The organism is Methylobacterium sp. CM6244 (assembly GCF_054817885.1).
Map to the genome: position 1 here is coordinate 5,129,956 of NZ_CM139247.1, position 23,441 is coordinate 5,153,396.

12 protein-coding genes are annotated in these 23,441 nt (G+C 66.6%); 7 read left to right on the forward strand and 5 right to left on the reverse strand.

The window, feature by feature from the left end; genetic code table 11:
• Positions 1–94 precede the first annotated feature (94 nt).
• Entirely contained in the window at positions 95–1,303 is a 1,209-nt protein-coding gene (locus ACYQML_RS24270) for an acetyl-CoA C-acetyltransferase (RefSeq protein ID WP_461234293.1), read from the forward strand.
• A gap of 120 nt (positions 1,304–1,423) precedes the next feature.
• Positions 1,424–1,906, forward strand: coding sequence for a DUF2059 domain-containing protein (locus ACYQML_RS24275; protein WP_056426222.1), 483 nt, complete (start codon positions 1,424–1,426; stop codon positions 1,904–1,906).
• A gap of 83 nt (positions 1,907–1,989) precedes the next feature.
• On the opposite strand, the gene ACYQML_RS24280 is transcribed toward ACYQML_RS24275, so the two are convergent.
• Positions 1,990–2,775, reverse strand: coding sequence for an EAL domain-containing protein (locus tag ACYQML_RS24280; protein WP_082470028.1), 786 nt, complete (start codon positions 2,773–2,775; stop codon positions 1,990–1,992).
• 110 nt (positions 2,776–2,885) lie between these two features.
• On the opposite strand from ACYQML_RS24280, the gene ACYQML_RS24285 reads away from it, so the two are divergent.
• From ACYQML_RS24285 to ACYQML_RS24295, 3 genes are all read left to right on the forward strand, one after another.
• Positions 2,886–5,090 (forward strand): 3-hydroxyacyl-CoA dehydrogenase NAD-binding domain-containing protein, encoded by a 2,205-nt coding sequence (locus ACYQML_RS24285; protein WP_461234294.1) that lies wholly within the window; start codon positions 2,886–2,888, stop codon positions 5,088–5,090.
• Positions 5,091–5,150: 60 nt separating this feature from the next.
• On the forward strand, positions 5,151–5,567 hold the full coding sequence (locus ACYQML_RS24290; RefSeq protein WP_056426231.1) for a DUF779 domain-containing protein: 417 nt from the start codon (positions 5,151–5,153) through the stop codon (positions 5,565–5,567).
• Positions 5,568–5,847: 280 nt separating this feature from the next.
• Positions 5,848–7,554 carry an OFA family MFS transporter gene (locus ACYQML_RS24295; RefSeq protein ID WP_461234295.1) on the forward strand — a complete coding sequence of 569 codons (1,707 nt, stop codon included), beginning with the start codon at positions 5,848–5,850 and terminating at the stop codon, positions 7,552–7,554.
• 238 nt (positions 7,555–7,792) lie between these two features.
• On the opposite strand, the gene ACYQML_RS24300 is transcribed toward ACYQML_RS24295, so the two are convergent.
• Entirely contained in the window at positions 7,793–10,324 is a 2,532-nt protein-coding gene (locus tag ACYQML_RS24300; RefSeq protein WP_461234296.1) for a glycogen/starch/alpha-glucan phosphorylase, read from the reverse strand.
• Between the two features lie 329 nt (positions 10,325–10,653).
• Between ACYQML_RS24300 and ACYQML_RS24305 the strand changes: the two genes are divergently transcribed.
• Together ACYQML_RS24305 and glgA are read left to right on the forward strand one after the other, a co-directional pair.
• The gene (locus ACYQML_RS24305) at positions 10,654–12,279 is read left to right on the forward strand and encodes an alpha-amylase family glycosyl hydrolase (RefSeq protein ID WP_461234297.1); all 1,626 of its coding nucleotides are present in this window, start codon (positions 10,654–10,656) and stop codon (positions 12,277–12,279) included.
• A gap of 147 nt (positions 12,280–12,426) precedes the next feature.
• On the forward strand, positions 12,427–13,959 hold the full coding sequence (gene glgA, locus ACYQML_RS24310) for a glycogen synthase GlgA (protein ID WP_056429248.1): 1,533 nt from the start codon (positions 12,427–12,429) through the stop codon (positions 13,957–13,959).
• Between the two features lie 307 nt (positions 13,960–14,266).
• Here the strand turns inward: glgA and glgB are convergent, their stop codons facing one another.
• The 3 genes from glgB to ACYQML_RS24325 form a co-directional block, all read right to left on the reverse strand.
• Positions 14,267–16,579: a 1,4-alpha-glucan branching protein GlgB gene (gene glgB, locus ACYQML_RS24315; RefSeq protein ID WP_461234298.1), complete on the reverse strand. Its 2,313-nt coding sequence runs from the start codon at positions 16,577–16,579 to the stop codon at positions 14,267–14,269.
• Complete coding sequence (gene treS / locus ACYQML_RS24320; RefSeq protein WP_461234299.1) at positions 16,580–19,837, reverse strand: maltose alpha-D-glucosyltransferase; 3,258 nt, start codon at positions 19,835–19,837, stop codon at positions 16,580–16,582.
• Positions 19,838–20,006: 169 nt separating this feature from the next.
• Positions 20,007–23,390, reverse strand: a complete 3,384-nt coding sequence (locus ACYQML_RS24325; protein WP_461234300.1) for a maltotransferase domain-containing protein — start codon at positions 23,388–23,390, stop codon at positions 20,007–20,009.
• Between the last annotated feature and the right edge of the window lie 51 nt (positions 23,391–23,441).

Sequence of the window (23,441 nt, forward strand, 5' to 3'; positions counted from 1 at the left end):
CCGGGCTCCGCTTCGCGGCCCCGGAATGACGGAGAAACCGAGAGCAGACTTTGAAAGCCGTCGCTCCGCAGGAGCGGACAACAGGGAAACGCATATGCCCGAGGCCTTCATCTACGATCACGTCCGCACGCCGCGCGGCCGCGGCAAGCCGGATGGCGCGTTGCACGAGGTGACAGCCCTGCGCCTCGCCGAAACGGCCCTGCGCGCCCTCAAGGAGCGCAACGAGCTCGACACGCGGCAGGTGGACGACGTCATCCTCGGCTGCGTCGATCCCGTCGGCGAGGCCGGTGGCGACATCGCCCGCGCGGCGGCCCTGGTGGCGGATTACGGCGACCACGTGCCCGGCGTGCAGATCAACCGGTTCTGCGCCTCCGGCCTCGACGCGGTGAACTTCGCCGCGGCCCAGATCATGGCCGGCCAGCACGACCTCACCATCGGCGGCGGCGTCGAATCCATGAGCCGCGTCGGTCTGGGCGCCTCGGGCGGGGCCTGGCCGGTGGACCCGGCCATCGCGATCAAGTCGTGGTTCATGCCGCAGGGCGTCTCGGCCGATCTCATCGCCACGAAATACGGATTCAGCCGCGACGAGTGCGACGCTTACGCCGTCGAATCGCAGAAGCGCTCGGCGAAATCCTGGGCCGACGGGCTGTTCGGGAATTCCGTCGTCCCGGTGCGCGACGTCAACGGCATCACCCTGCTCGACACCGACGAGCACATGCGTCCCTCCACCGACATGCAGTCCTTGGCCGGGCTGAAGGCCTCCTTCGTCCAGATGGGCCAGATGGGCGGTTTCGACGCCGTGGCGGTCGACGCGCATCCCGATGTGGAGATGGTCAACCACGTCCATCACGCCGGCAATTCCTCGGGGATCGTCGATGGTGCCGCCGCCGTGCTGGTGGGCTCGAAGGAAGCCGGCGCGCGGGCCGGCCTCAAGCCGCGCGCCCGTATCCGCGCCTTCGCCAATATCGGTTCGGACCCGGCCCTCATGCTCACCGGACCGGTGGACGTGACGAAGAAGGTGCTGGCCCGCGCCGGCATGACCATCGCCGATATCGACCTGTTCGAGGTCAACGAGGCGTTCGCCGCCGTGGTCCTGCGCTTCTGCCAGGCCTTCGGGCTCAATCCGTCCGAGGTGAACGTCAATGGCGGCGCCATCGCCATGGGCCATCCGCTGGGCGCCACCGGCGCGATGATCCTCGGCACGGTCCTCGACGAGCTGGAGCGCACGGGCAAGGAGCGCGCCCTCGTGACCCTCTGCATCGGCGCCGGAATGGGAACCGCCACGATCATCGAGCGGGTGTAGAACCGGGCCGGGGCGGGCTTTCGCCGGTCCCGCCTCCCAAACCCTTCGAAACGCTGTTAGACGGCGCGCTCCCGCCGCCGGAACCGGCGGCGCAAAGACAACATCGGGAGACACGCCAAGATGACACGCATTCTCGCCACCATGATGCTGACCACGGCATTGATGGCGCCGCTCGCCGCCCGCGCGGACGACATGTCCGACCGGGTCACGATCGCCAAGGATCTGGTTCAGAAGACGCTGATCAAGAACCTCGAAACCGGCTTCACCGGAGCTCTCGAGAAGACCGTGCAGCCGATGGCGGAAGACAAGGCCGAGGCGGTGCGCAAGGAAGTCCGCGCCGAGTTCGAGAAGCAGCGCGAAGTCATGATCGACGGTCTCTCGAAGGCCTATGCCGAGAAGTTCAACATCGACGAGCTCAAGCACCTCAGCGGCATCTACGACGACAAGATCTACCAGAAGTTCCAGGCGATCAATTCGGACCCGGCCTCGACCGTCACCGTCATCTCGCAGGGTGCGGTCACCAAGATCCTGAACATGTTGGCGATCGCCTCGGCCGGCGACAAGCCGGCCGCTCCGATGCCGCCCATGCCCGGCGCCAAGTAGAGACCGGCGCCAAGTAGAGACCGGCGCCAAGTAGAGACCGGCGCGAAGTAAAGCGCGAAGACTGGGAGGGGCTTCGCCCCCCCTTAGGACGCGAGGTCGAGGCGCGGCTCCCGCGCCTCGAAGCCGGAAACGCTCGGGAGGGCTTCGAGTTGGGGACGGGCGAAGTAATAGCCTTGGAACAGATTCGCGCCGAGTTCGCGCATGGTCGCGAATTCCGCCTGCGTCTCGATTCCCTCGGCGATGACCTCGATGCCGAGTTGCCGGGCGATCGAGAGGATGCCCGCCGTGATGACCTGCCGCGCCCGGTCACGGTCGATGCCGCGCAGCAGGTCCATGTCGATCTTGATCAGGTCCGGCTGAAAGTTGGCGAGCAGGCTGAGCCCGGCGAAGCCGGCGCCGAAATCGTCGAGGGCGGTCAGGAAGCCCTGGCGGCGATATTCGTCGACGATGCGCTGGAGATGCGCGATGTCGCGGAATTTCTCGTTCTCGGTGAACTCGAACATGATCCGCTCGTGAGCGAAGCCGAATTGGCGCGCCGCCTCCAGGGACGAGCGGATGCAGGCCGCGGGCTCGTAGACGGCGTTCGGCATGAAGTTGATCGACAATCTGGTGTCGTCGTCGGCCTGGAACAGGCGTCCGGCGAGTTCGATGGCACGCACCCGCGCGGCCTGATCGAACCGGTACATGGTCGCTTCGGTCACCTGCCCGAGGATCGATCCGGCGGACTGGCCCTCCGGGCCCCTGATGAGCGCTTCGTAGCCCCAGATCCGGTCGACCCTGGTATCGACGATCGGTTGAAAAGCCATGGTAAAATCAAGATCGAGATCGACGCCATCACGACATCCTTGGCAGGCCTTCCTCGACGCCATCAACTCTATCCCATGTTAAGACTTTGAACTTTATCGGAAAACTATCCATCGGAAGGTTTTAGATCGCCTTAATGGATACGATTCCTTCGCCGAACCTTCGAGGGTCAGAAATGAATCTCACGAATTTCCGCTACGACGTCGATGCCGACGGGATCGCCCTCGCGACCTGGGACATGCCGGGCCGTTCGATGAACGTCTTCACCGAAGAGGTGATGAGCGACCTGCATCAGGTCATCGACGCCGTGGTGGCCGATCCCGATGTGAAGGGCTGCGTCATCACCTCCGGCAAGGACAACTTTTCCGGCGGCGCCGACCTGACCATGCTCCAGGGCCTCGGCCAGGCTTACGAGAAGCTGAAAGCCGAGAAGGGCGAGGAGGAGGCCATGCGCCACTTCTTCGAGGAATCGCGCAAGCTCACCCTGGTCTTCCGCAAGCTCGAGACCTGCGGCAAGCCCTTCGCGGCGGCGGTGAACGGCATCTGCCTCGGCGGCGCCTTCGAGCTCTCGCTCTCCTGTCACCACCGGGTGCTGTCCGACGACCCGAAGACCCGCGTCGGCCTGCCCGAGATCAAGGTCGGGCTGTTCCCCGGCGCGGGCGGGACCCAGCGCGTCCCCCGCCTGATGCAGACCGGCGACGCCCTGCAGATGCTGTTCAAGGGCGAGCAGATCCGTCCGCTCATGGCCAAGAACATGGGCCTCGTCCACGAGGTCGCGCCGAAGGACGAGATCGTCGAGAAGGCCAAGGCCTGGATCAAGGCCGGCGGCTCGCCCGTGGCTCCCTGGGACCAGCCGAAGTTCAAGGCTCCCTCGGGCAAGGTCTATTCGCCCGCCGGCATGATGATCTGGCCACCGGCCAATGCGATCTACCGTCGTGAGACCCACGACAATTATCCGGCCGCCAAGGCCATCCTCGCCTCGGTCTACGAGGGCCTGCAGCTGCCGATGGATCTCGCCCTGCGGGTCGAGAGCCGGTACTTCGCCAAGATCCTGCGCTCCAAGGAGGCAGCGGCGATGATCCGCACGCTGTTCATCTCCATGGGCGAGCTGAACAAGGGCGCGCGCCGGCCGAAGGAGATCGCCAAAACCAGCGTGAAGCGGGTGGGCGTCGTCGGCGCCGGCTTCATGGGGGCCGGTGTCGCCTACGTCACCGCCAATGCGGGGATGGAGGTGATCCTCCTCGACCAGTCCACCGAGGCGGCCGAGAAGGGCAAGGCCTACGCCCACAAGCTCGTCACCGACCAGATCAACAAGGGACGCGCCAAGACCGCCGACCGCGAGGCCCTGCTGGCGCGCATCACCACCAGCGCCGATTACGCCGACCTGTCATCCTGTGATCTCGTGATCGAGGCGGTGTTCGAAGACCCGAAGGTGAAGGCCGAGGTCATCGCCAAGGTGGAGGCGGTGATCGGCGAGGACGTGATCTTCGCCTCCAACACCTCGACCCTGCCGATCTCGGGCCTCGCCAAGGCGTCGCGGCGCGCGGGCAATTTCGTGGGCATCCACTTCTTCTCGCCGGTGGAGAAGATGATGCTCGTCGAGATCATCAAGGGCGAGCAGACCGGCGACGCCGCGCTCGCCACCGCCCTCGACTACGTCCGCGCGATCAAGAAGACGCCCATTGTCGTCAACGACAGCCGGGGCTTCTTCGCCAATCGCTGCGTCGGCGCCTATCTGTACGAGGGCCACAAGATGCTCATCGAGGGCATCCCCGCCGCCATGATCGAGAATGCCGGCCGGCAAGCGGGCATGCCGGTGGGGCCCCTTTCCCTCACCGATGAGGTCGCCGTCGACCTCGCCCTGAAGATCGTCAAGGCCACCGAAGCGCAGCTCGGCGCCGAGGCGATCGATCCCGCTCAGAAGGCTCTGCTCACGACCCTGGTGGAGGGTGAGGGCCGGCTCGGCCGCAAGAACCGGAAAGGCTTCTACGACTATCCGGAAGGCGCCTCGAAGAAGCTCTGGCCCGGCCTGTCGGAGCTCCAGACCACGCGAATCGACCCCGACGACGTCGATTTCACCGAGCTGAAGCAGCGGCTGCTGGTGGTTCAGGCCCTGGAGGCCGCCCGCACCGTGGGTGAAGGCGTGATCACCGACCCGCGCGAGGCGGATGTGGGCTCCATCCTCGGCTTCGGCTTCGCCCCTTTCACCGGCGGCGCCCTGTCCTACATCGACTTCATGGGTGCGAAAGCGTTCGTGGCCCTGGCCCAGGGCCTGGAGGCAAAGTACGGGTCGCGTTTCGCAGTGCCGGAGAACCTCCTGCGCATGGCGGAGGCCGGCGGCACGTTCTACGGCGAGGCCGCTGCCAAGAAGGCGGCGTGAACGAACACCTCGGCTCGGGACATTCCCCGGCCGAGGTCACATGACGGGAGGGAGCGTTCCATGAGCACGACCGAAGCGACCACCGCCGATCAGGTCGGCGCCGACGGAACGCCCCTGCGGGTCACGGCGACACCGGCCGCCATCGCGTTGATCGAGGAATTGCGCGCCGAGCACGGGCCGGTGATGTTCCACCAATCGGGCGGATGCTGCGATGGCTCGTCGCCCATGTGCTACCCGGTGGGCGACTTCCTCACCGGCGACAGCGACGTCCATCTCGGCCAGGTGGCCGGCGCCGATTTCTGGATCAGCCGCCCGCAATTCCAGGTCTGGAAGCACACCCACCTGATCCTCGACGTGGTGCCCGGCCGAGGCGGCATGTTCTCGCTGGAGAACGGCCGCGACAAGCGCTTCCTCATCCGCTCACGGATCTTCACGGACGCGGAGAACACGGCGCTCGAAGGCGCGTGCCGGATCTGACCCGGTCATCCAGCTCCGTCGAGCGGGATTCCGATGCGGCAGCCGCAGCGCGAGGGCACCCGTAAAGGAGAGGCCCCCTCGCTCTGTGGCGGACATGAGCATCCCCCCGTTCGCCGGAAGATGGCCCTTCACGGAGGCGCAGACGCATCCTCCGGCCACGAGGCGGCCGAGCGGCATACAACCCTCACCCCGGGACCACACCATAGCGTAGCAATACGTTTATAAACCTGTGTTAATCCCGAGGACCAGGCCGCCTTTCGGTCTGGATGAGAGATGCCTCATGAACATACGTATCGGTGACTCCGCCTTCGCGGGAGCGGCCGCCCCGCACTGGCTCTCACGTGAGGCCACGGTCGCCAAGCCCGGGTTCAACCGGTGGCTCGTGCCTCCCGCGGCGCTGGCCATCCATCTGTGCATCGGAATGTCCTACGGATTGTCGGTGTTCTGGCTACCGCTGTCCCGGGCGCTCAGTATCGGGCGAACGGCACCGGCGGCCTGTCCGGACATGAGCATCGCCACGTCCTTGTTCACCACCGCCTGCGACTGGCGCGTCAGCGACCTCGTCATCGTCTTCTCCATCGGCATCGTGATGCTCGGCCTCTCGGCCGCCGTGTTCGGCGGCTGGCTGGAGCGGGCCGGCCCGCGCAAGGCCGGCCTCGCTGCAGCCCTGTGCTGGGGCGGCGGCTTCCTGATCGGCAGCCTTGGCGTCTACCTGCATCAGCTCTGGCTGGTCTGGATCGGCATGGGAGTGCTCGGCGGCATCGGCCTCGGGCTCGGCTACATCTCCCCCGTCTCCACCCTAGTGAAATGGTTCCCCGACCGGCGCGGCATGGCCACGGGAATGGCCATCATGGGCTTCGGCGGCGGCGCCATGATCGGCTCGCCGCTCGCCACCCTGCTCATCAACTCTTTCAAGACACCGGACTCGGCCGGCGTCTGGCAGACGCTCTCGGTGATGGGCGGGATCTACATCGTGGCGATGCTGTGCGGCGCGTTCGGCTACCGCGTGCCGCCAGCCGGCTGGCAACCCAAGGGATGGACCGCGCCGGCGGCGAAGAGCGCGATGATCAGCTCGGGCCACGTCCATCTGGACCAAGCTCACAAGACCCCGCAATTCTGGCTGCTATGGGCGATCCTCTGCCTCAACGTCTCCGCCGGCATCGGCGTCCTCGCCCTCGCCTCACCGATGTTGCAGGAAATCTTCGGCGGCGCGCTGATCGGCCTGCCCGGCCTCGGCTTCGGGGAGCTCGATGCCGGCCAGAAGACGCAGATCGCGGCAGTGGCGGCCAGCTTCGTCGGATTGCTGTCGCTGTTCAACATCCTCGGCCGTTTCTTCTGGGCGTCGATCTCGGACAAGATCGGTCGCAAGGTCACCTATGCGACCTTCTTCGTCCTCGGATGCCTGCTCTATGCCGGCGCGCCCTGGGCGGCGTCGATCGGCTCGAAGGCGCTGTTCGTCACGTTCTTCTGCGTGATCCTGTCGATGTATGGCGGCGGCTTCGCCACGATCCCGGCCTACATCGCCGACATCTTCGGAACGCAGTTCGTCGGCGCCATCCACGGGCGCCTGCTCACCGCTTGGTCGACGGCGGGCGTGGTCGGTCCCTTCGTGGTCACGGCGATCCGGCAGGCTCAGGTGGATGCGGGCCTCGAGGGCGCGGCGCTCTACACCCGGACCATGTACATCCTCGCCGGTTTCCTGGCGGCGGGCTTCGTGGCGAATCTGCTGGTCCGTCCGCTGGCCGCGCGCTGGTTCATGAGCGACGGCGAACTCGGTGCCGCAGCGAAGGGCGGTGCCGCCGCAGCGAAGGGCGGTGCCGCCGCAGCGGCGGACGGGGTCGCCGCCCTGCCGGGCGGGGTCGGCGATTTCGGCATCGGCCGCGGCGGCGTCACGCCGCTCGCGGTTCTCGCCTGGGTCGCCGTCGGCCTGCCCATTGCCTGGGGAATATGGAGCACGCTGTCGAAGGCGACGATTCTCTTGGGGTAGGCACCGAGAGCGCCACCCCCTTCCGCGGCAACGGAGGTTCGTCTCCGTCCGCGACCCGAGACCGGTCGCGCATGGCGGCCGGCGCGACCGGCCTCTTCAGGACATCGACGCGACCGGGACGACGTCGTCTGTGACAGCCCGCAAGCAGACCGACGCAAGTCGGACCCGCAGGGTCCTTCCGGGCGGAGCCGCTACGTCGGTCTTCGACCACCCGGCGGGTGGGGTTGAGCCTTCCGGCTCACCCCACCTTCACCCGCCAGATGTCGTCGGCATATTCGCGCATGGAACGGTCGGAGGAGAACCAGGCCATCCGGGCGGTGTTGAGGATGGCTTTCTTCCACCAGCTCGCCTTGTCGATCCAGGCGGCGTCGATCTCGCGCTGGACGCGCCAGTAATCGTCGAAATCGACGGTGAGCAGGTAGCGGTCGTTGTGGCGCAGGTCGTCCACGATCGGCTGGAAGCGGCCGCGCTCCTCCGGCGAGAACCCACCCGCCTCGATGAAATCGAGGGCAGCGGCGAGGCGCGGCGAGGCCGCGATGGCCCGGGCGGCGTAATCCGGCTCGGCCGCGCGCTTCTGAACCCCGGCCGCGTCGAGGCCGAAGATGAAGATGTTGTCCGCCCCCACATGGTCGCGGATCTCGATATTGGCGCCGTCGAGCGTGCCCACGGTGAGCGCGCCGTTCAGCGCCAGCTTCATGTTGCCGGTACCCGACGCCTCCATGCCGGCGGTGGAGATCTGCTCAGACAAGTCGGAGCCGGGGATGATCGCCTCGGCGAGGCTGACGCGGTAATTCGGCAGGAACACCACCTTGAGCCGGCCGGCGATATCCGGGTCGCTGTTGACGAGCTTGGCGACATCGCAGGCGAGCTTGATGATGAGCTTGGCCTGGACGTAGCTCGGCGCCGCCTTTCCGCCGAAGATCTTGACGCGCGGCGTCCAGTCCTTGTGCGGCTCGGCCTTGATCGCCTGGTAGAGCGCCACGGTCTCGATCACGTTGAGGAGCTGGCGCTTGTATTCGTGGATCCGCTTGATCTGCGTGTCGAACAGGGCCGACGGATCGATGACGATGCCGGTATTCTCGGCCACCACCTTGGCGAGGGCCTCCTTGCGGGATGTGCGCATGGCGGCGTAGCGGGCCTGGAAGGCGGGATCGGCGGCGTGATCGGCCAGCCCCAGCAGCGCCTCGGGATCGTCGAGGACGCGCTCGCCCACCACCTCCACGGCGAGCTTCGTCAGCTCGGGGTTGCAGTTGTGGAACCAGCGCCGGAAGGTGATGCCGTTGGTCTTGTTGACGATCTTGTCGGTGTCGAGGGCGTGGAGGTCCTTGAACACCGTGGAGCGCATCAGGTCGGTGTGGAGCGCCGAGACACCGTTCACCCGGCGGGCGCCCAGGAAGGCAAGATGGCCCATCCGCACGCGCTTGCCGTTGGCCTCGTCGATGAGCGAGACCGAGGCGAGCTGCGCCGCATCCGCCCTGCCGTGGCGTCCCTGCTCTTCGAGATGCATCCAGTTGATCAGGTAGATGATCTGCATGTGGCGCGGCAGCAGCCGCTCCATCAGCTCCACCGGCCAGGTCTCCAGCGCCTCCGGCAGGAGGGTGTGGTTGGTGTAGCTCAGCGTGTTGGTGGTGATGTGCCAGGCATCCTCCCAGGTCACGCCGTGATCCTCGAGGAGGATGCGCATCAGTTCCGGCACGGCGATGGCCGGATGGGTGTCGTTGAGCTGGATCGCCGCATGGTCGGGCAGCGAGCGCAGGTCGCCACGCTCGGCCACGTGCCGGGAAACGAGGTCCTGCAGCGAGGCCGAGGTGAAGAAGTATTCCTGGCGCAGGCGGAGTTCCTGGCCGGTCTCGGAGGAATCGCTCGGATACAGCACCCGCGAGATCGCTTCGACCTTGGAGCGGGCCGCCACCGCGCCCACATGGTCGCCGCCGTTGAACTGCGCGAGTTCGAGGGGTGATTCCGCCTCCGCCTTCCAGAGCCGCAGCGTGTTGACGTGCTTGCCCCGCCAGCCGACCACGGGGACGTCATGGGCCACGGCCAGAACGGTCTCCGCCGGGTGCCAGTGCCGGCGGATCACGCCGTCCGAGATCGCCGACATGGTGACATGGCCGCCGAACCCGATCGTGTAGGTCGCCTCGGGCCGGACGAACTCCCAGGGATTGCCCTCGGCGAGCCAGGTTTCCGGCGCTTCCTTCTGCCAGCCATCCTCCAGGGATTGCTTGAACAGCCCGTGATCGTAGCGGATGCCGTAGCCGATGGCGGGGATCGACAGGCTCGCCATGCTCTCCATGAAACAGGCGGCGAGACGGCCGAGACCGCCATTGCCGAGCGCCGCGTCCGGTTCGGCCGCCTCGACGTCGCCGAGATCGATGCCGAGATCGCGCAAGGCCCGGCGGGTCGTGTCGACGAGGCCGAGATTGTTCATGGCGTCGGACAGGAGCCGGCCGATGAGGAATTCGAGGGAGAGGTAATAGACCCGCTTGTTGGGAATGTTCGTGGACCTGCCGTCCATGCAAGCGTCGACGATCCGGTCGCGCAGGGCCAGGGCGGTGGCGGCGAACCAGTCGCGCTCGCGCGCCGTCTCGGGGGTCTTGCCGATGGCATAGGCGAGCTTGGCGAGGATGGCTTCGCGCAGATCCGCCACGGGGTCACCGGATGCCGGTTTCGCGGGAGCGGTCCAGCCCGGCCGGGCCGGCGCTTCCGCCGCGGCGGCGCGCGTGCCGGTCTCGTCACTCCGTGCGGAGGCGGCCAGGATTTCGTTCAGCATGGTCTCGTTCCCTCATAGTGTCGCTGCCGCGACGCCGATTTCGCCACCCGCTTCTTCCGGCGGTGACCGCTCGGCGATGGCGATATCGATGAGGTCGGCCCATGGGACCAAGCGGTCCCGCTGCCCGCGCCCGATCCTCGCGATTCGCCAACCTCACATCGAAACAGCGCGGGAATGAGACCATTTCGCGCTGAAGGTTTCATGAATGCGGCAGATGAGCGCTGGTGCGCCATGAGGCGGACACAGCCACGGCTGGGTCGCTTGATGCGCCCGCGCAGGCTAGGCTGTTACCGCCATCGGGGCGTGAATCGGGTCAGACCGGGGGACGGATGACGTCAAGCGAGACGACTTTTCCGGATCTGGCGAAAGCCGTCTGGTGGAAGCGGGGGACCGTCTATCAGGTCTATCCGCGCTCGTTCCAGGACACCAACGGCGACGGTGTCGGCGATCTTCCCGGCATCACGCGCCGCCTCGATTACCTCGCTTGGCTCGGCGTCGACGCCGTCTGGATCTCACCGATCTATCCGTCGCCCATGGCCGATTACGGCTACGACGTCGCCGATTATTGCGGCGTCGACCCGCTCTTCGGCAGCCTCGCCGATCTGGACGAGCTGGTCGCCCAGGCCCATGCCCGGCGGCTCAAGGTCATCCTCGACTTCGTGCCGAACCATTCCTCCATCGCGCATCCCTGGTTCACGGAGAGCCGCGCGTCGCGCGAGAATCCCCGCCGGGACTGGTACATCTGGCGCGATCCCGCCCCGGATGGCGGACCGCCCAACAACTGGCTGAGCAATTTCGGCGGCCCGGCCTGGACCTTCGACGAGGCGAGCGGCCAGTATTATTACCACGCCTTCCTGGCCGAGCAGCCAGACCTGAACTGGCGCAATCCGGCGGTGCGGGAAGCGATGCACGACGTGCTGCGCTTCTGGCTCGACCGGGGGATCGACGGGTTCCGCGTCGACGTGATCTGGCACCTGATGAAGGACGAGGGTTTTCGCGACAATCCCGCGAACCCGGCCTTCCACCCCGAACAGCCGGAGATCAACCGGTTCGATCAGGTCTATTCCGCCGACCGCCCGGAAGTGTTCGACATCATCGCCGGCATGCGCCGCGTGCTGGACGGTTACGACGACCGGGTGCTGATCGGCGAGATCTACCTGCCGATCGAGCGGCTGGTGGCCTATTACGGCCCCGGTCTGACCGGCGTCGATCTGCCCTTCAACTTCCAGCTCATCCAGACCCCGTGGCAGGCCGATGCCGTGGCGGCCCTGGTGGACGAATACGAGGAGGCGCTGCCCCCGGGCGGATGGCCGAACTGGGTGCTGGGCAACCACGACCAGCCCCGCATCGCCGCGCGGATCGGCGAGGTGCAGGCGCGGATCGCGGCGATCCTCCTCCTCACCTTACGCGGCACGCCCACGGTCTATTACGGCGACGAGATCGGCCTCGCCCATGTGGAGATCCCGCCGGAGCGGATGCGCGACCCCTGGGGCTTCAACGAACCGGGCCATGGCCGCGACCCGGAACGGACCCCGATGCAGTGGGACGACACCGAACATGCTGGTTTCAGCGAGGCCGAACCCTGGCTTCCCCTGAGCGCTGACCGGGACAGGCGGCACGTGGAGGCGTTGCGGGACGATTCCACTTCGATCCTCACCCTTTACCGGCGGCTCCTGCATCTCCGCCGCGCCTATCCGGCGCTGGCGGTGGGAAGCTACCGCCGGCTCGATACGGACGGGCTCGAACACGTCCTGGCCTATGAGAGGATGGAGGCCGGCGAGACCGTGCGGATCGTGCTGAACTTCTCGGCGTCACCGGTCCGGTTCCCGCTAGTGGGCGAATCAGGCTGGAGCGTTCTCCTCTCCACCCATCCCGGGCGGGCCGATATCGGCGCCTCGGAGGTGCTCGACATGGCTGGAAACGAGGGCGTGATCCTGCTCAAACACCCGGATTGAAGCCTCCCACGCTGAGGGAGGCCGAAGAAAACTATCGCGGCGCGACATTTTCCCCGCGCCGCAGCAAACTGAACGTAGTATTAACCGACCCAGTGGCTTGAGTTGTGCATCGCGAAGAGCACGATCTGCCCTAGAGGTCTCCATCATATGCCGGCGACGACCACCTCCAGTGCCGACCTCGCCTCGCCGATTTTCGCCTCCGGCGCGGCCGATGCCGAGGTGATCCGGAGCCTCTCGCTCCAGCCGCGCATCCTCTACGCCACCCCGGAAATGTCGGATTTCGTGAAGACCGGCGGTCTGGGCGAAGTCGCCGGCGCCCTGCCCCGGTCGCTCCGCCGCCATTACGACGTCCGCGTGCTCATCCCCGGCTATCGCCAGGTGGTGGACCGGTTCGACCACATCCCCGTCGTCGCCCATCTGCGCGGCCATGCCGGCATCCCGCCCTGCGATCTCGGCCTCATCGAAACCGGGGACGGCCTCAAGGTCTACATCATCCTGAGTGCCGACCTCTACCAGCGCGACGGAACGCCCTATGGCGACGCGCAGGGGGATTTCCGCGACAACGACCTTCGCTTCGCGCGCCTCAGCCTCGCGGCTGCGGAGCTCACCGGCGGGGTCGACCCGTCCTGGTCGGCCGACCTGCTTCACCTCAACGACTGGCAGACGGCGCTCGCCCCCGCCTATCTCGAATGGACCGGGCAGCGCGTCCCCAGCGTGCTGACGATCCACAATCTCGCCTATCAGGGCCTGTTCCCGAGCGATTCCCTCGGTCGCCTCGGCATCCCGGACGGGGCCTTCCAGATGGATGGCTGCGAGTTCTATGGGCATCTCTCCTTCCTCAAGGCCGGCATCTACTACGCCTCGCACGTCACCACGGTGAGCGAGACCTATGCCCGCGAGATCATGATGCCGGAATCCGGCTGCGGCCTCGACGGCCTGCTCCGCACGCGCGCCGCCCAGGGCCGCCTCGCCGGCATCCTCAACGGGATCGACGAGAGCTGGGACCCGCGCACCGATCCCCACCTCGCCACTCGGTTCGAAGCGGACGACTGGAAGGGCAAGCGCGCCAATGCCGAGACGGTGCGCCGGAAGTTCGGCCTCGCCGTATCGCGCGGCCCGCTCTTCGCCATCGTCTCGCGCCTCGTCCACCAGAAGGGCATCGACCTCAGCCTCAGCGCAGCCGAGACCATCGTGGCCGAGGGCGGTCAGATCGTCGTCATCGGCGAGGGTGAGCGCCGCTTCGAGACCGCGCTCAGCGACCTCGCCCGCCGCCATCCGGATGCGGTCGGGGTCCATGTGGGGTTCGAGGAGAAGGAAGCGCGGCGGATGTTCGCCGGAAGCGACTTCCTGCTGATGCCCTCGCGCTTCGAGCCCTGCGGCCTCGCGCAGATGTACGCCCAGCGTTTCGGCTCGCTGCCGATCGTGCGCCGCACCGGCGGCCTCGCCGACACGGTGGAGGACGGGGTGACCGGCTTCACCTTCGGCGAAGCCTCGCAGACGGGTTTCCTCGGCGCCGTCCGCCGCGCCCTCGACACGTTCGGCGAGAAGAAGCGCCTCAACGCCATGCGCCGCCGCGCCATGTCCCGCTCCTTCACCTGGGACGGCGCCGCCATGGATTACTCGGCGCTCTACGCCCGGGCTTTGGGGAATGGCGGCGGTCTCCGCGCCCAGACTGTCTGAGAGTCGGTCTCCGACCGATCTTAGCGTCCGAACAGCCGATTTGCATTGTCTTCCAAAGCTTTACCTCATCCTGAGGTGCCGCGCAGCGGCCTCGAAGGAGCCCTCCAGGGATCGCTTCGGTCTCTGGAGGGCTCCCTCAAGGCCTCCGCTACGCTCCGGCGCCTCAAGATGAGGTGGTCGGTTTGGATGATCGACTTTCCCCTCAGCATCTGCTGAGCAATCCGATCAAACAGCCTCCAACACAAAAGGGCGCCGGTTCATCGAACCGGCGCCCTTTCTCATAGCATCCTGACGATACAGGCCGATCTCAGCCTTCGCGCACGAAGATGATCGTCCCGAGGGGGGGCGCCGAGAGCACCAGCGAATAGGGCTGGCCGTGGCTCTCCACGGCTTCGGCCTGGATACCGCCCATGTTGCCGACGTTCGAACCGCCGTAGCGCTCGGAATCCGAGTTGATCGCCTCGCGATAGAATCCCGCCTCCGGTACGCCGATCCGGTATCCCTCACGCGGAATCGGCGTGAAGTTGGAGACCACCACCGCGACCTCTCCCGGTGACTTGCCCTTGCGGGCCCAGGCGATGACGCTGTTGTCCTGGTCGTCGGAGACCAGCCACTGGAAGCCGGCGGCCTCGCAATCCCTCACATGCAGGGCGGGGGTGGAGGTGTAGAGGTGGTTCAGGTCGCGGACGAGATCCTTCACGCCGCGATGCAGAGGATCGTCGAGCAGGTGCCAGTCGAGGCTCTGGTTGTGGTTCCACTCTTTCTGCTGGCCGAACTCGCCGCCCATGAAGAGCAGCTTCTTGCCCGGATGGCCCCACATGTAGCCGAAATAGGCGCGCAGATTCGCGAATTTTTGCCAGCGGTCACCCGGCATCTTGTCCAGCAGCGAGCCTTTCCCGTGAACGACCTCATCGTGCGAGAGCGGCAGGATGAAGTTCTCGGAGAAAGCGTAGAGCAGGCCGAAGGTCAGGTCGTGGTGGTGATAGCGGCGATGGATCGTCTGCTTCGACATGAATTCCAGGGTGTCGTGCATCCACCCCATGTTCCACTTGAAGCCGAAGCCGAGACCGCCCGTATAGGTCGGGTGTGACACGCCCGGCCAGGACGTGGATTCCTCGGCGATCGTCATCGTGCCCGGCGCGTGGCTATAGGTCGCCTCGTTGGTCTTGCGCAGGAAGTTGATGGCGTCGAGATTCTCGTTGCCGCCGTATTGGTTGGGGATCCACTCGCCCTGCCGGCGCGAATAGTCGAGGTAGAGCATGGAGGCGACGGCATCCACGCGCAGGCCGTCGAGATGGTAGTGTTCGAGCCAGAACCGGGCATTGGCGGCCAGGAAGCTCGACACTTCCGTGCGGCCGAAATTGTAGATGTAGGTGCCCCAATCCTGGTGGAAGCCCTGGCGCGGGTCGGCATGTTCGTAGAGATGCGTCCCGTCGAACTGGCCGAGACCATGCGCGTCGAGGGGGAAGTGCCCCGGCACCCAGTCCAGCATCACGCCGATGCCGGCCTCGTGGGCCACATCGACGAAGGCCGCGAAATCGTCCGGCGTGCCGAAGCGGCTCGTCGGCGCGAACAGCGAGACCGGCTGGTAGCCCCATGAGCCGTCGAACGGATACTCCGTGATCGGCAGCATCTCGATATGGGTGAAGCCCATCTCCTTGACGTAGGGGATCAGGCGCTCGCCCAACTCCTTGTAGGTCAGGTAACGGTTTCCTTCCTCGGCGACGCGTGCCCAGGAGCCGAGATGGACTTCGTAGATAGAGATGGCGGTGTGGCGCGGATCCTTCTCGCCCCGCGTCGCCATCCACTTGTCGTCGCTCCAGACGGGTGCGTTCGTGCCCTGGAGCACGGAAGCAGTCTCCGGCGGCTTCTGCGCCGCGAAGGCGACGGGGTCGGCCTTCAGCGGTAGCAGGGAGCCGTCGGCACCACGAATCTCGAACTTGTAATGGGCTCCTGCGGCGAGGCCCGGAACGAACAATTCCCAGATGCCGCCATTCTGCCAGAGCCGCATCGGGTGGCGTCGGCCGTCCCACTCGTTGAAATCGCCGACGATGCTCACCCGGCGGGCATTCGGCGCCCAGACCGCAAAGCGGAACCCGGCGATGCCATCGAGCTCCATGGATTGGGCGCCGAGCACCCGATAGGTCACGTCGCTGCCGATCTCGCGCAGGTTGTCGATATCCTGCTGATTCAGCGATGAGCCGAAGCTGTAGGGGTCGTGGCGCGGACGCTCGGTACCGTCCCAGCCTTCCACAGCCAGCTCATAGAGCGGCCGTCCCTGGCTCTCGACCCGGGCGACGTAGAACCCGTCCTGATGACGCCGCTCGAACGGGATGCGCTTGCCGGCGGTGAGAAGGGAGGCCGACTTCGCCTCCGGCAGGATGACGCGCACCTCCCAGAGGCCGGGGCCGATCTGGTGAGGGCCGAGCACCGAGAACGGATCGCCGTGATCCGCCCTCATCACAGCGGCGACCGCGTCCGGATGGACGCCCTGAACGGTCGACGTATCGGCATCGGCCTGGCGGGAACTCCCCGACGCGGCCGAGCGGGCCGCGATCCGTTCGGACCGCTTCCGCTCCTGCTCGGACGTCTTCGCCAGGCTCTCGTCGATATCCGTCATTCAAACGCCTCTCTTGGTGTCGTCCAGAATTGTGAGAACCCCACGGGCTGGGATTTCGATCCAATCCGGCCGGTTATTGGCCTCGTAATCGACCTCGTAGAGCGCCTTCGCCAGGAGCGAGAGCGCGAGCAGCCGCGTCTCGGTCTCCGGGTCGGTCACTGCCGCACGGCTGGTCGAGGCCACGCCGCGGTAGGCATCGAGGAACGCGGCATCGATCATGCCACGCCAGGCGATGGACGCGTTGCGAGCCCGGTCTTCCGAATCCGCGAACCGCGCCGCGATCTCGCGGGTGACGGTCTCGGCCCCATAGGCGAAGGAGCGCAGCATCCCGGCGACGTCGCGCAGCGGCGTCGACTTGGCGCGGCGCTCATCGGCCGGGCGAGCGGGCTCACCCTCGAAGTCGATGATGATGAGGTCGCTCTCGGATGCGAGAACCTGGCCGAGGTGGAAGTCTCCGTGGATCCGGGTCTTCGTTGCCCCAACCGGCGGACGCGACGTCATGTCCTCGATCAACAACTCGACTTCGCGGCGGCGACCGGCCAGCTCGGTGATCGCCGTGCTGGAGGTGCGGCCCGCCAGGGCGTCGAGGGCACGGAAGGCCCTCTCGCCCATCCGGCGTGCATCCTCTCCGAGGTCGCGCAGATCGTCATGCGTGAACGGCTCGGGCGCGAAGGCCGGGTCGTCGGTCTCGATGGCGAAGGCGTTGTGGAGCTCGGCGGTGCGGCGGCCGAGGAGTTCGGCCCAGCGCAGATGCGGGGCGAAGGCTTCGGTCGGATCCGGCGCCTCGCTCTCGGGAGCGAGCACGACGGTATCGAAGTCGCGACGCAGACCTTCCAGCATGAGGGTCCAGGCATCGCCCTGGTTCGGCACGAAGGCCTGGAGCACGGCGAGCGCCGTCCGCGTCCCGTCCCCGTCCACATGCTCGACGACGCCGAGCAGGGCCGGAGTGTTGGCGAAGCCCGCCTGCTCGGTAAGGAACCGGCCGACCTCGATCTCGGGATGCACCCCCGTCTGCATGCGGCGCAGGAGCTTGAGCATCATCTTCGAGCCGATGGCGATCGAGGTGTTGCTCTGCTCCGCGTTCAGGCTGCGGACTTCCGCCAGATCCACGGCGACGTCGCGATCGAAGGCCGAGGTATGGGAGAAGACGAGCTTGCCGGTCTCCGTCGGTAGCTCGACGCCGTTGCGCATGCCGTCGATCAGGGCGACCGAGAAGGCCGGCGAGGCGGAAGCCCCGAACAGGAGGCCCGTGCGCGGTCCGCGACGGACGCGGGCGACCGCGTGCGACAGCAGCGTCTCGTCCTCGCGGCCCTCATCGACCCCGAGGGGCACGAAGTAATCCTGGCGCTCGCCATTGGCGAGATGCACCGCCACGCGCGGCAGCAGGAAGCGGGTGAACCCGCCGGCATCCTTGAGGGTGGCGCTGTCGATCACCGAGACCGACTTGATGCGGGTTCCCTTGGCGCCAAACCAGCGGCGGGTGCCGATGAAGCGGGGCGCCACGGTGCGCTCGAAGGCGGTCCGCTCGCGCCCGGCCATCAGGGTCTCGACCCCGCCGGTGAGGACGAGGGTGAACAGTTCGGGCGTCTCGGGCTGCGGGCCGATCTCCCCGGCATTCGCGGCGTTGAGGGAGAACCAGTAGAACCCGTAGGACGGCAGGGTCAGCAGGTAGGGCAACTCGCCGATGGCCGGGAATTCCGAACCGCCGGTCAACTCGATCGGCACGGCGCTACGGAACTCGGACAGGTCCAGCTGCACGGCCTGCGGCGCGCGCGACAGGTTGGCGACGCAGAGGACGCGCTCCCCCTCGAACTCGCGGATCCAGGCCAGCACCTTACGGTTGGTCGGATACAGGAACTGCATGCCGCCGCGCCCGAGGGCGACCGAGTTGTTGCGGATCGCGATCATGCGGCGCGTCCAGTTCAGCAGGCTCGTCTGCGACTGGGTCTGCGCCTCGACGTTGATCGCGTCGAAACCGTAGATCGGGTCCTGCACCGAGGGCAGGAAAAGCTTGGCCGGGTTGGCGCGGGAGAAGCCGCCGTTACGGTCCGGAGACCATTGCATCGGGGTGCGCACGCCGTCGCGGTCACCGAGATAGATGTTGTCGCCCATGCCGATCTCGTCGCCGTAGTAGAGCACCGGCGTGCCGGGCATCGACAGGACGAGGGACTTCATCAGCTCGATCTTGCGGCGGTCGTTCTCCAACAGCGGAGCCAGACGGCGGCGGATGCCGAGATTGATGCGGGCGCGGCGCTCGGCGGCATAGAACGACCAGAGATAGTCACGCTCTTCGGCGGTGACCATTTCGAGGGTGAGCTCGTCATGGTTGCGCAGGAAGATGGCCCACTGACATCCCTCGGGGATTTCCGGGGTCTGGCGCATGATGTCGGTGATCGGGTGCCGGTCCTCGCGGGCGATCGCCATGTACATGCGCGGCATCAGCGGGAAGTGGAACGCCATGTGGCATTCGTCGCCGTCGCCGAAATACTGCGCGGTTTCCTCCGGCCACTGGTTGGCTTCCGCCAGCAGCATGCGGTCGGGATAGCTCGCGTCGAGGGCGGCGCGGATCGCCTTGATGACCGTGTGGGTCTCCGGCAAGTTCTCGCAATTCGTGCCGTCGCGCTCGATCAGGTAGGGGATCGCGTCGAGCCGCAGGCCGTCGACGCCCATGTCGAGCCAGTAGCGCATGACCTCGATCACGCCCTCCAACACAGCGGGGTTGTCGAAGTTCAGGTCGGGCTGGTGGCTGTAGAACCGGTGCCAGAAATACTGCTTGGCGACCGGGTCCCAGGTCCAGTTCGAGGTCTCGGTGTCGAGGAAGATGATGCGCGTGTCGGAATACGGCGTGTCGGTGTCCGACCAGACGTAGAAATCGCGCTCAGGGCTGCCGGCCGGCGCCTCGCGGGCGCGTTGGAACCAGGGATGCTGGTCCGAGGTGTGGTTGATGACGAGCTCGGTGATGACGCGCAGGCCACGGTCATGCGCGGCCTCCACGAACTTCCGGAACTCCTCCATCGTCCCGTAGGACGGATTCACGTCGCGGTAATCGCCGATATCGTAGCCGTCGTCGCGCAGGGGCGACGGATAGAACGGCATCAGCCAGATGGCGGTGACGCCGAGGTCCCGCACGTAATCCAGTTTCTGCGTCAGGCCCTCGAAATCGCCGATCCCGTCATTGTTCGAGTCGAAGAACGACTTGACGTGGATCTGATAGATGATGGCGTCACGGTACCATTGCGGATCGCTACGATCGATCATCGCGTCGTTGCCTCATGCGTCGGGTTCAAGGGCGTGTTCGGCTTCGCGGCGCGCGCCCTTCGCCGAAACGAAGGGCTTGGCCGCGTCGGCCGCAGCTTTGGCACCAGCTTCTGGGCGACAACGCGACGGACGGCTGAAAACTCGAAGTTTTGTGCTGACACGCGGGCGGCTACTCCGCAACCCGCTGGGGTGCGCGCAGCCGCCAGACGATGACGGACCGCTCCGCCGGATCGAGGGCGATGCGGTGGGACTTGCCGCGCAGCTCGAACTTGTAGCCGAGCAGCAGGTCCTCCACCTCGACGGCGCCGTGGTCGGGCTCTCCGAGGAGCCAGAGCGGTACCTCGTAGGTGCATTCCTGACGGTTCTTCGGATCGAGATTGACCATCACGAAGATGCAATTGTCGCCCTCGGGCGTCGCCTTGGCGTAGGCGACGATCTGGTCGTTATAGGCCGCCGTGAAGGTGATGTTGCGGAAGTCCCAGAGCGCCGGGTTCTCCTGCCGGATGCGGTTGAGCTTGATGATGTGCGCGCGGATGTTGCCCGGCGCATGGTAATCCCAGGCCTTCAGCTCGTATTTCTCTGAATTGAGATATTCTTCCTTGCCAGGATACGGCGCGGCCTCGCACATCTCGAAGCCGTTATAGATGCCGTAGACCGAAGACAGAGTCGCCGCCAGGGTCGCCCGCACGATGAATCCGGCCCGGCCGCTGGTCTGGAGATAGACCGGGTTGATGTCCGGCGTGTTGGCGAAGAAATTCGGCCGGTAATACTCGCCCATCTCGCCGGCGAGCTCGGTCGAGTAGTCGATGAGCTCCTGCTTCGTGTTGCGCCAAGTGAAGTAGGTGTAGCTCTGCTGGTAGCCGGCCTTGGCGAGCTTCTTCATCATCTTCGGCCGGGTGAAGGCCTCGGCGAGGAAGATGACGTCGGGATAGCGCGCATTCACCTCGGCGATCATCCATTCCCAAAACGGGATCGGCTTGGTGTGGGGGTTGTCGACGCGGAAGATGCGGGCACCGAGTTCGGCCCAGCCCATGATGATGTCGCGCAGTTCGATCCAGAGCGAGGGCAGAGCGCCGCCGTAGAAGTGGACGTTGGAGATGTCCTCGTACTTCTTCGGCGGGTTCTCGGCGAATTTCAGCGTGCCGTCGGGGCGCCACTCGAACCATTCCGGGTGGTTCTTGATCCAGGGGTGGTCGGGCGAGCACTGGATCGCGAAATCAAGCGCGATCTCCATGCCGTAGGCGTGGCTCGCGGCGACCAGCCGGCGGAAATCGTCGAGGGTGCCGAGTTCGGGATGCACCGCCTCGTGCCCGCCCGCCTCCGAACCGACGGCGTAGACCGAGCCGACATCGCCTTCGAGCGCCGTGAGGGTGTTGTTCTTGCCCTTGCGGTTGGTCTTCCCGATCGGGTGGATCGGCGTGAAGTAGAGCACGTCGAAACCGAGTTCCCGGATCTCGGGCAACCGCCGGATCACGTCGTCGAACGTGCCGTGGCGGTTCACGTCCATGGATTGCGAGCGCGGGAAGATCTCGTACCAGGCCGAGAACCGGGCCGCGAGGCGATCGGCGATCACCGGCACGTTCACCGGGTAGCGCGAGCGGTTGACCCGGTCGGCATGCTTGCGGATCAGGGACGCGGTCTCGGGGGCGAGGATGAGATCGAGCTGCGCTGCCGATCCGGTTTTCTCCGCCCCGAGGGCCGAGACGATGGCCTGGAGCCGGGCCTGATCCGGCCCGGTGGCGAGATCGGCCGCACCCTGCACGAAGCTGACGCCCTCGATGGTCTCGAGGCGCACGTCGACCCCGGCGTCACGCTTCTTCAGCGTGTCGCGGATCCAGGACGAGAAGGCGTCCCGCCAAGCCTCGATGGTGAATTCGTAGCGGGCATTGTGTTCGAGGGGGAAGGAGCCTCTCCAGCGGTCGTTGTCCACGAACACCATGCGGTCTCGGCGCCACTCCTCCTCGCCGACGACGCGCGACAGGATCGCGGCGTCGATGATCTCGTGGCCATCGCTGAAGATGTCGGCGGAGACCGCCACCTGCTCGCCGACCACACGCTTGACCGGGGAACGGCCCCCGTCGATCTCGGGCGAGACGGCCTCGATGACGACGCGACCTTCGCCCGACGGCGTGGAGGGAGCGGGGGGCTTTGCCACCACCCGCCGCTCGGCGGCGAGGATGCGGATCTCGCCGGGCGCGAGGTCGAGGCTCGTGCCGGGGAGGAACTCGATCGGCTCCGCCTCGGGGGTGAAGTCCTTGAAGCGGTCGAGCATGCCGCCCGTCCGAGCCACCAGCGGCCCGGCATCCACCGCCACCGCAGTGGAGCCAGGGTTGAACAGGACGAGGGTGGCGTGGCGCGCGGAGGCACCGTGTCCGGTGTCGAATTTCAGCAGCGCCACATAGGCCGCATCCGGCGCCGAGATGCGGGACTGCGCGCCCTCGACATTGGCGGAGGCGAGGCTGGCCTTCAGGGCGTTGATCGCCGTGACATAGCCGGAAATGTCGATGCCGGTATCGGTTTCGCGCGAATCCGGATTGGTCTCGACCACGTGCAGGGCGCGGCGGTAGCCCCATTCATACCCGATGGGCAGGAGCACGCCGGCCGAGAAGAACGCGGCCAGGGCGTAGCGCGCCTTGAGCCGACGCGCGATGGCGTCCGGCCCACCGGAAAGCCCGCCCGCAAGGCGGGGCATGTCGTGGTTCTCGGGGAAGGCGATGGAGGGGGCGATCACGCGCAGGCGGTCGTATTGTTCGAGCGCCCACGGCGCCTTCAGGTCCCACCAGGCGAAGGAATTGAACAGGTAGTCGAACCCGGCGCCCGCCGTGGCCTGGGCCTCCTCGAAGGTGCAGCCCAGGGTCTCGGCGGCGAACAGGCAATCGGGCTCCAGCGCCTTGGCGGCGCCGATGAGCGAGCGCCAGACATCCGGCGGCACCTTGTAGGCGGCGTCGCAGCGGAACCCGCCAACACCGAGATCCTGCATCCGGTTGATGTAGCCGGCCCAGAGCCGGGTCAGCTCCTCGCGCGCACCGGCCGAATGATAGTTCAGCTCGGCGAGGTCGCCCCAGACCGTGCGGATCGACGGATCGTCCGGGTCGACGGCGGCGGGGCTCTCGATGTTGCCGGCTTCGTCGCGCAGGAACAGATCCGGCCGCTCCCGCGCCAGGGGGCCGTCCTTGGCGGTGTGGTTGATGACGAGGTCGGTCATCACCCGGATGCCGTGCGAGGTGGCGGCGGCGCAAAAGCGGCGGATCTGCTCGTCGTCCGAGGTGCCGTCATCGTCGCGGAACCGCTCGTCGAGCCTTTCCGGGTCGGAGACCGCATAGAGGCTGCGCGAGCCGCCGGTCTGGTGGAACGGATTGAGGTAGATCCAGTCGAAACCCATCCCGGCGATGCGCGGCAGCTCCGCCGTCCAGGCCGAGACCTTTCCGACGAGGAGGGGGAACAGGTTGTAGATGCGCGGCCCCTCGGCCCGGGGGGCGAGACCCGCAGGCAGCGCCACGGTTCCGGCTTCGGTCCGCGCGGCGGAGATCTTGGCTGGGCTCGGCGCGTTCATGCGTACTCCGTTCATTTGAATAGCGTGTCCCCGTCTCCCGAAGGAGCCTCC

Coding starts and splice junctions, on each gene's coding strand:
- ACYQML_RS24285 (WP_461234294.1), top strand. CDS start 2,886: ATGAATCTCACGAATTTCCGCTACGACGTCGATGCCGACGGGATCGCC.
- ACYQML_RS24300 (WP_461234296.1), bottom strand. CDS start 10,324: ATGCTGAACGAAATCCTGGCCGCCTCCGCACGGAGTGACGAGACCGGC.
- glgA (WP_056429248.1), top strand. CDS start 12,427: ATGCCGGCGACGACCACCTCCAGTGCCGACCTCGCCTCGCCGATTTTC.
- ACYQML_RS24305 (WP_461234297.1), top strand. CDS start 10,654: ATGACGTCAAGCGAGACGACTTTTCCGGATCTGGCGAAAGCCGTCTGG.
- ACYQML_RS24275 (WP_056426222.1), top strand. CDS start 1,424: ATGACACGCATTCTCGCCACCATGATGCTGACCACGGCATTGATGGCG.
- treS (WP_461234299.1), bottom strand. CDS start 19,837: ATGATCGATCGTAGCGATCCGCAATGGTACCGTGACGCCATCATCTAT.
- ACYQML_RS24295 (WP_461234295.1), top strand. CDS start 5,848: ATGAACATACGTATCGGTGACTCCGCCTTCGCGGGAGCGGCCGCCCCG.
- glgB (WP_461234298.1), bottom strand. CDS start 16,579: ATGACGGATATCGACGAGAGCCTGGCGAAGACGTCCGAGCAGGAGCGG.
- ACYQML_RS24325 (WP_461234300.1), bottom strand. CDS start 23,390: ATGAACGCGCCGAGCCCAGCCAAGATCTCCGCCGCGCGGACCGAAGCC.
- ACYQML_RS24290 (WP_056426231.1), top strand. CDS start 5,151: ATGAGCACGACCGAAGCGACCACCGCCGATCAGGTCGGCGCCGACGGA.
- ACYQML_RS24280 (WP_082470028.1), bottom strand. CDS start 2,775: ATGGCGTCGAGGAAGGCCTGCCAAGGATGTCGTGATGGCGTCGATCTC.
- ACYQML_RS24270 (WP_461234293.1), top strand. CDS start 95: ATGCCCGAGGCCTTCATCTACGATCACGTCCGCACGCCGCGCGGCCGC.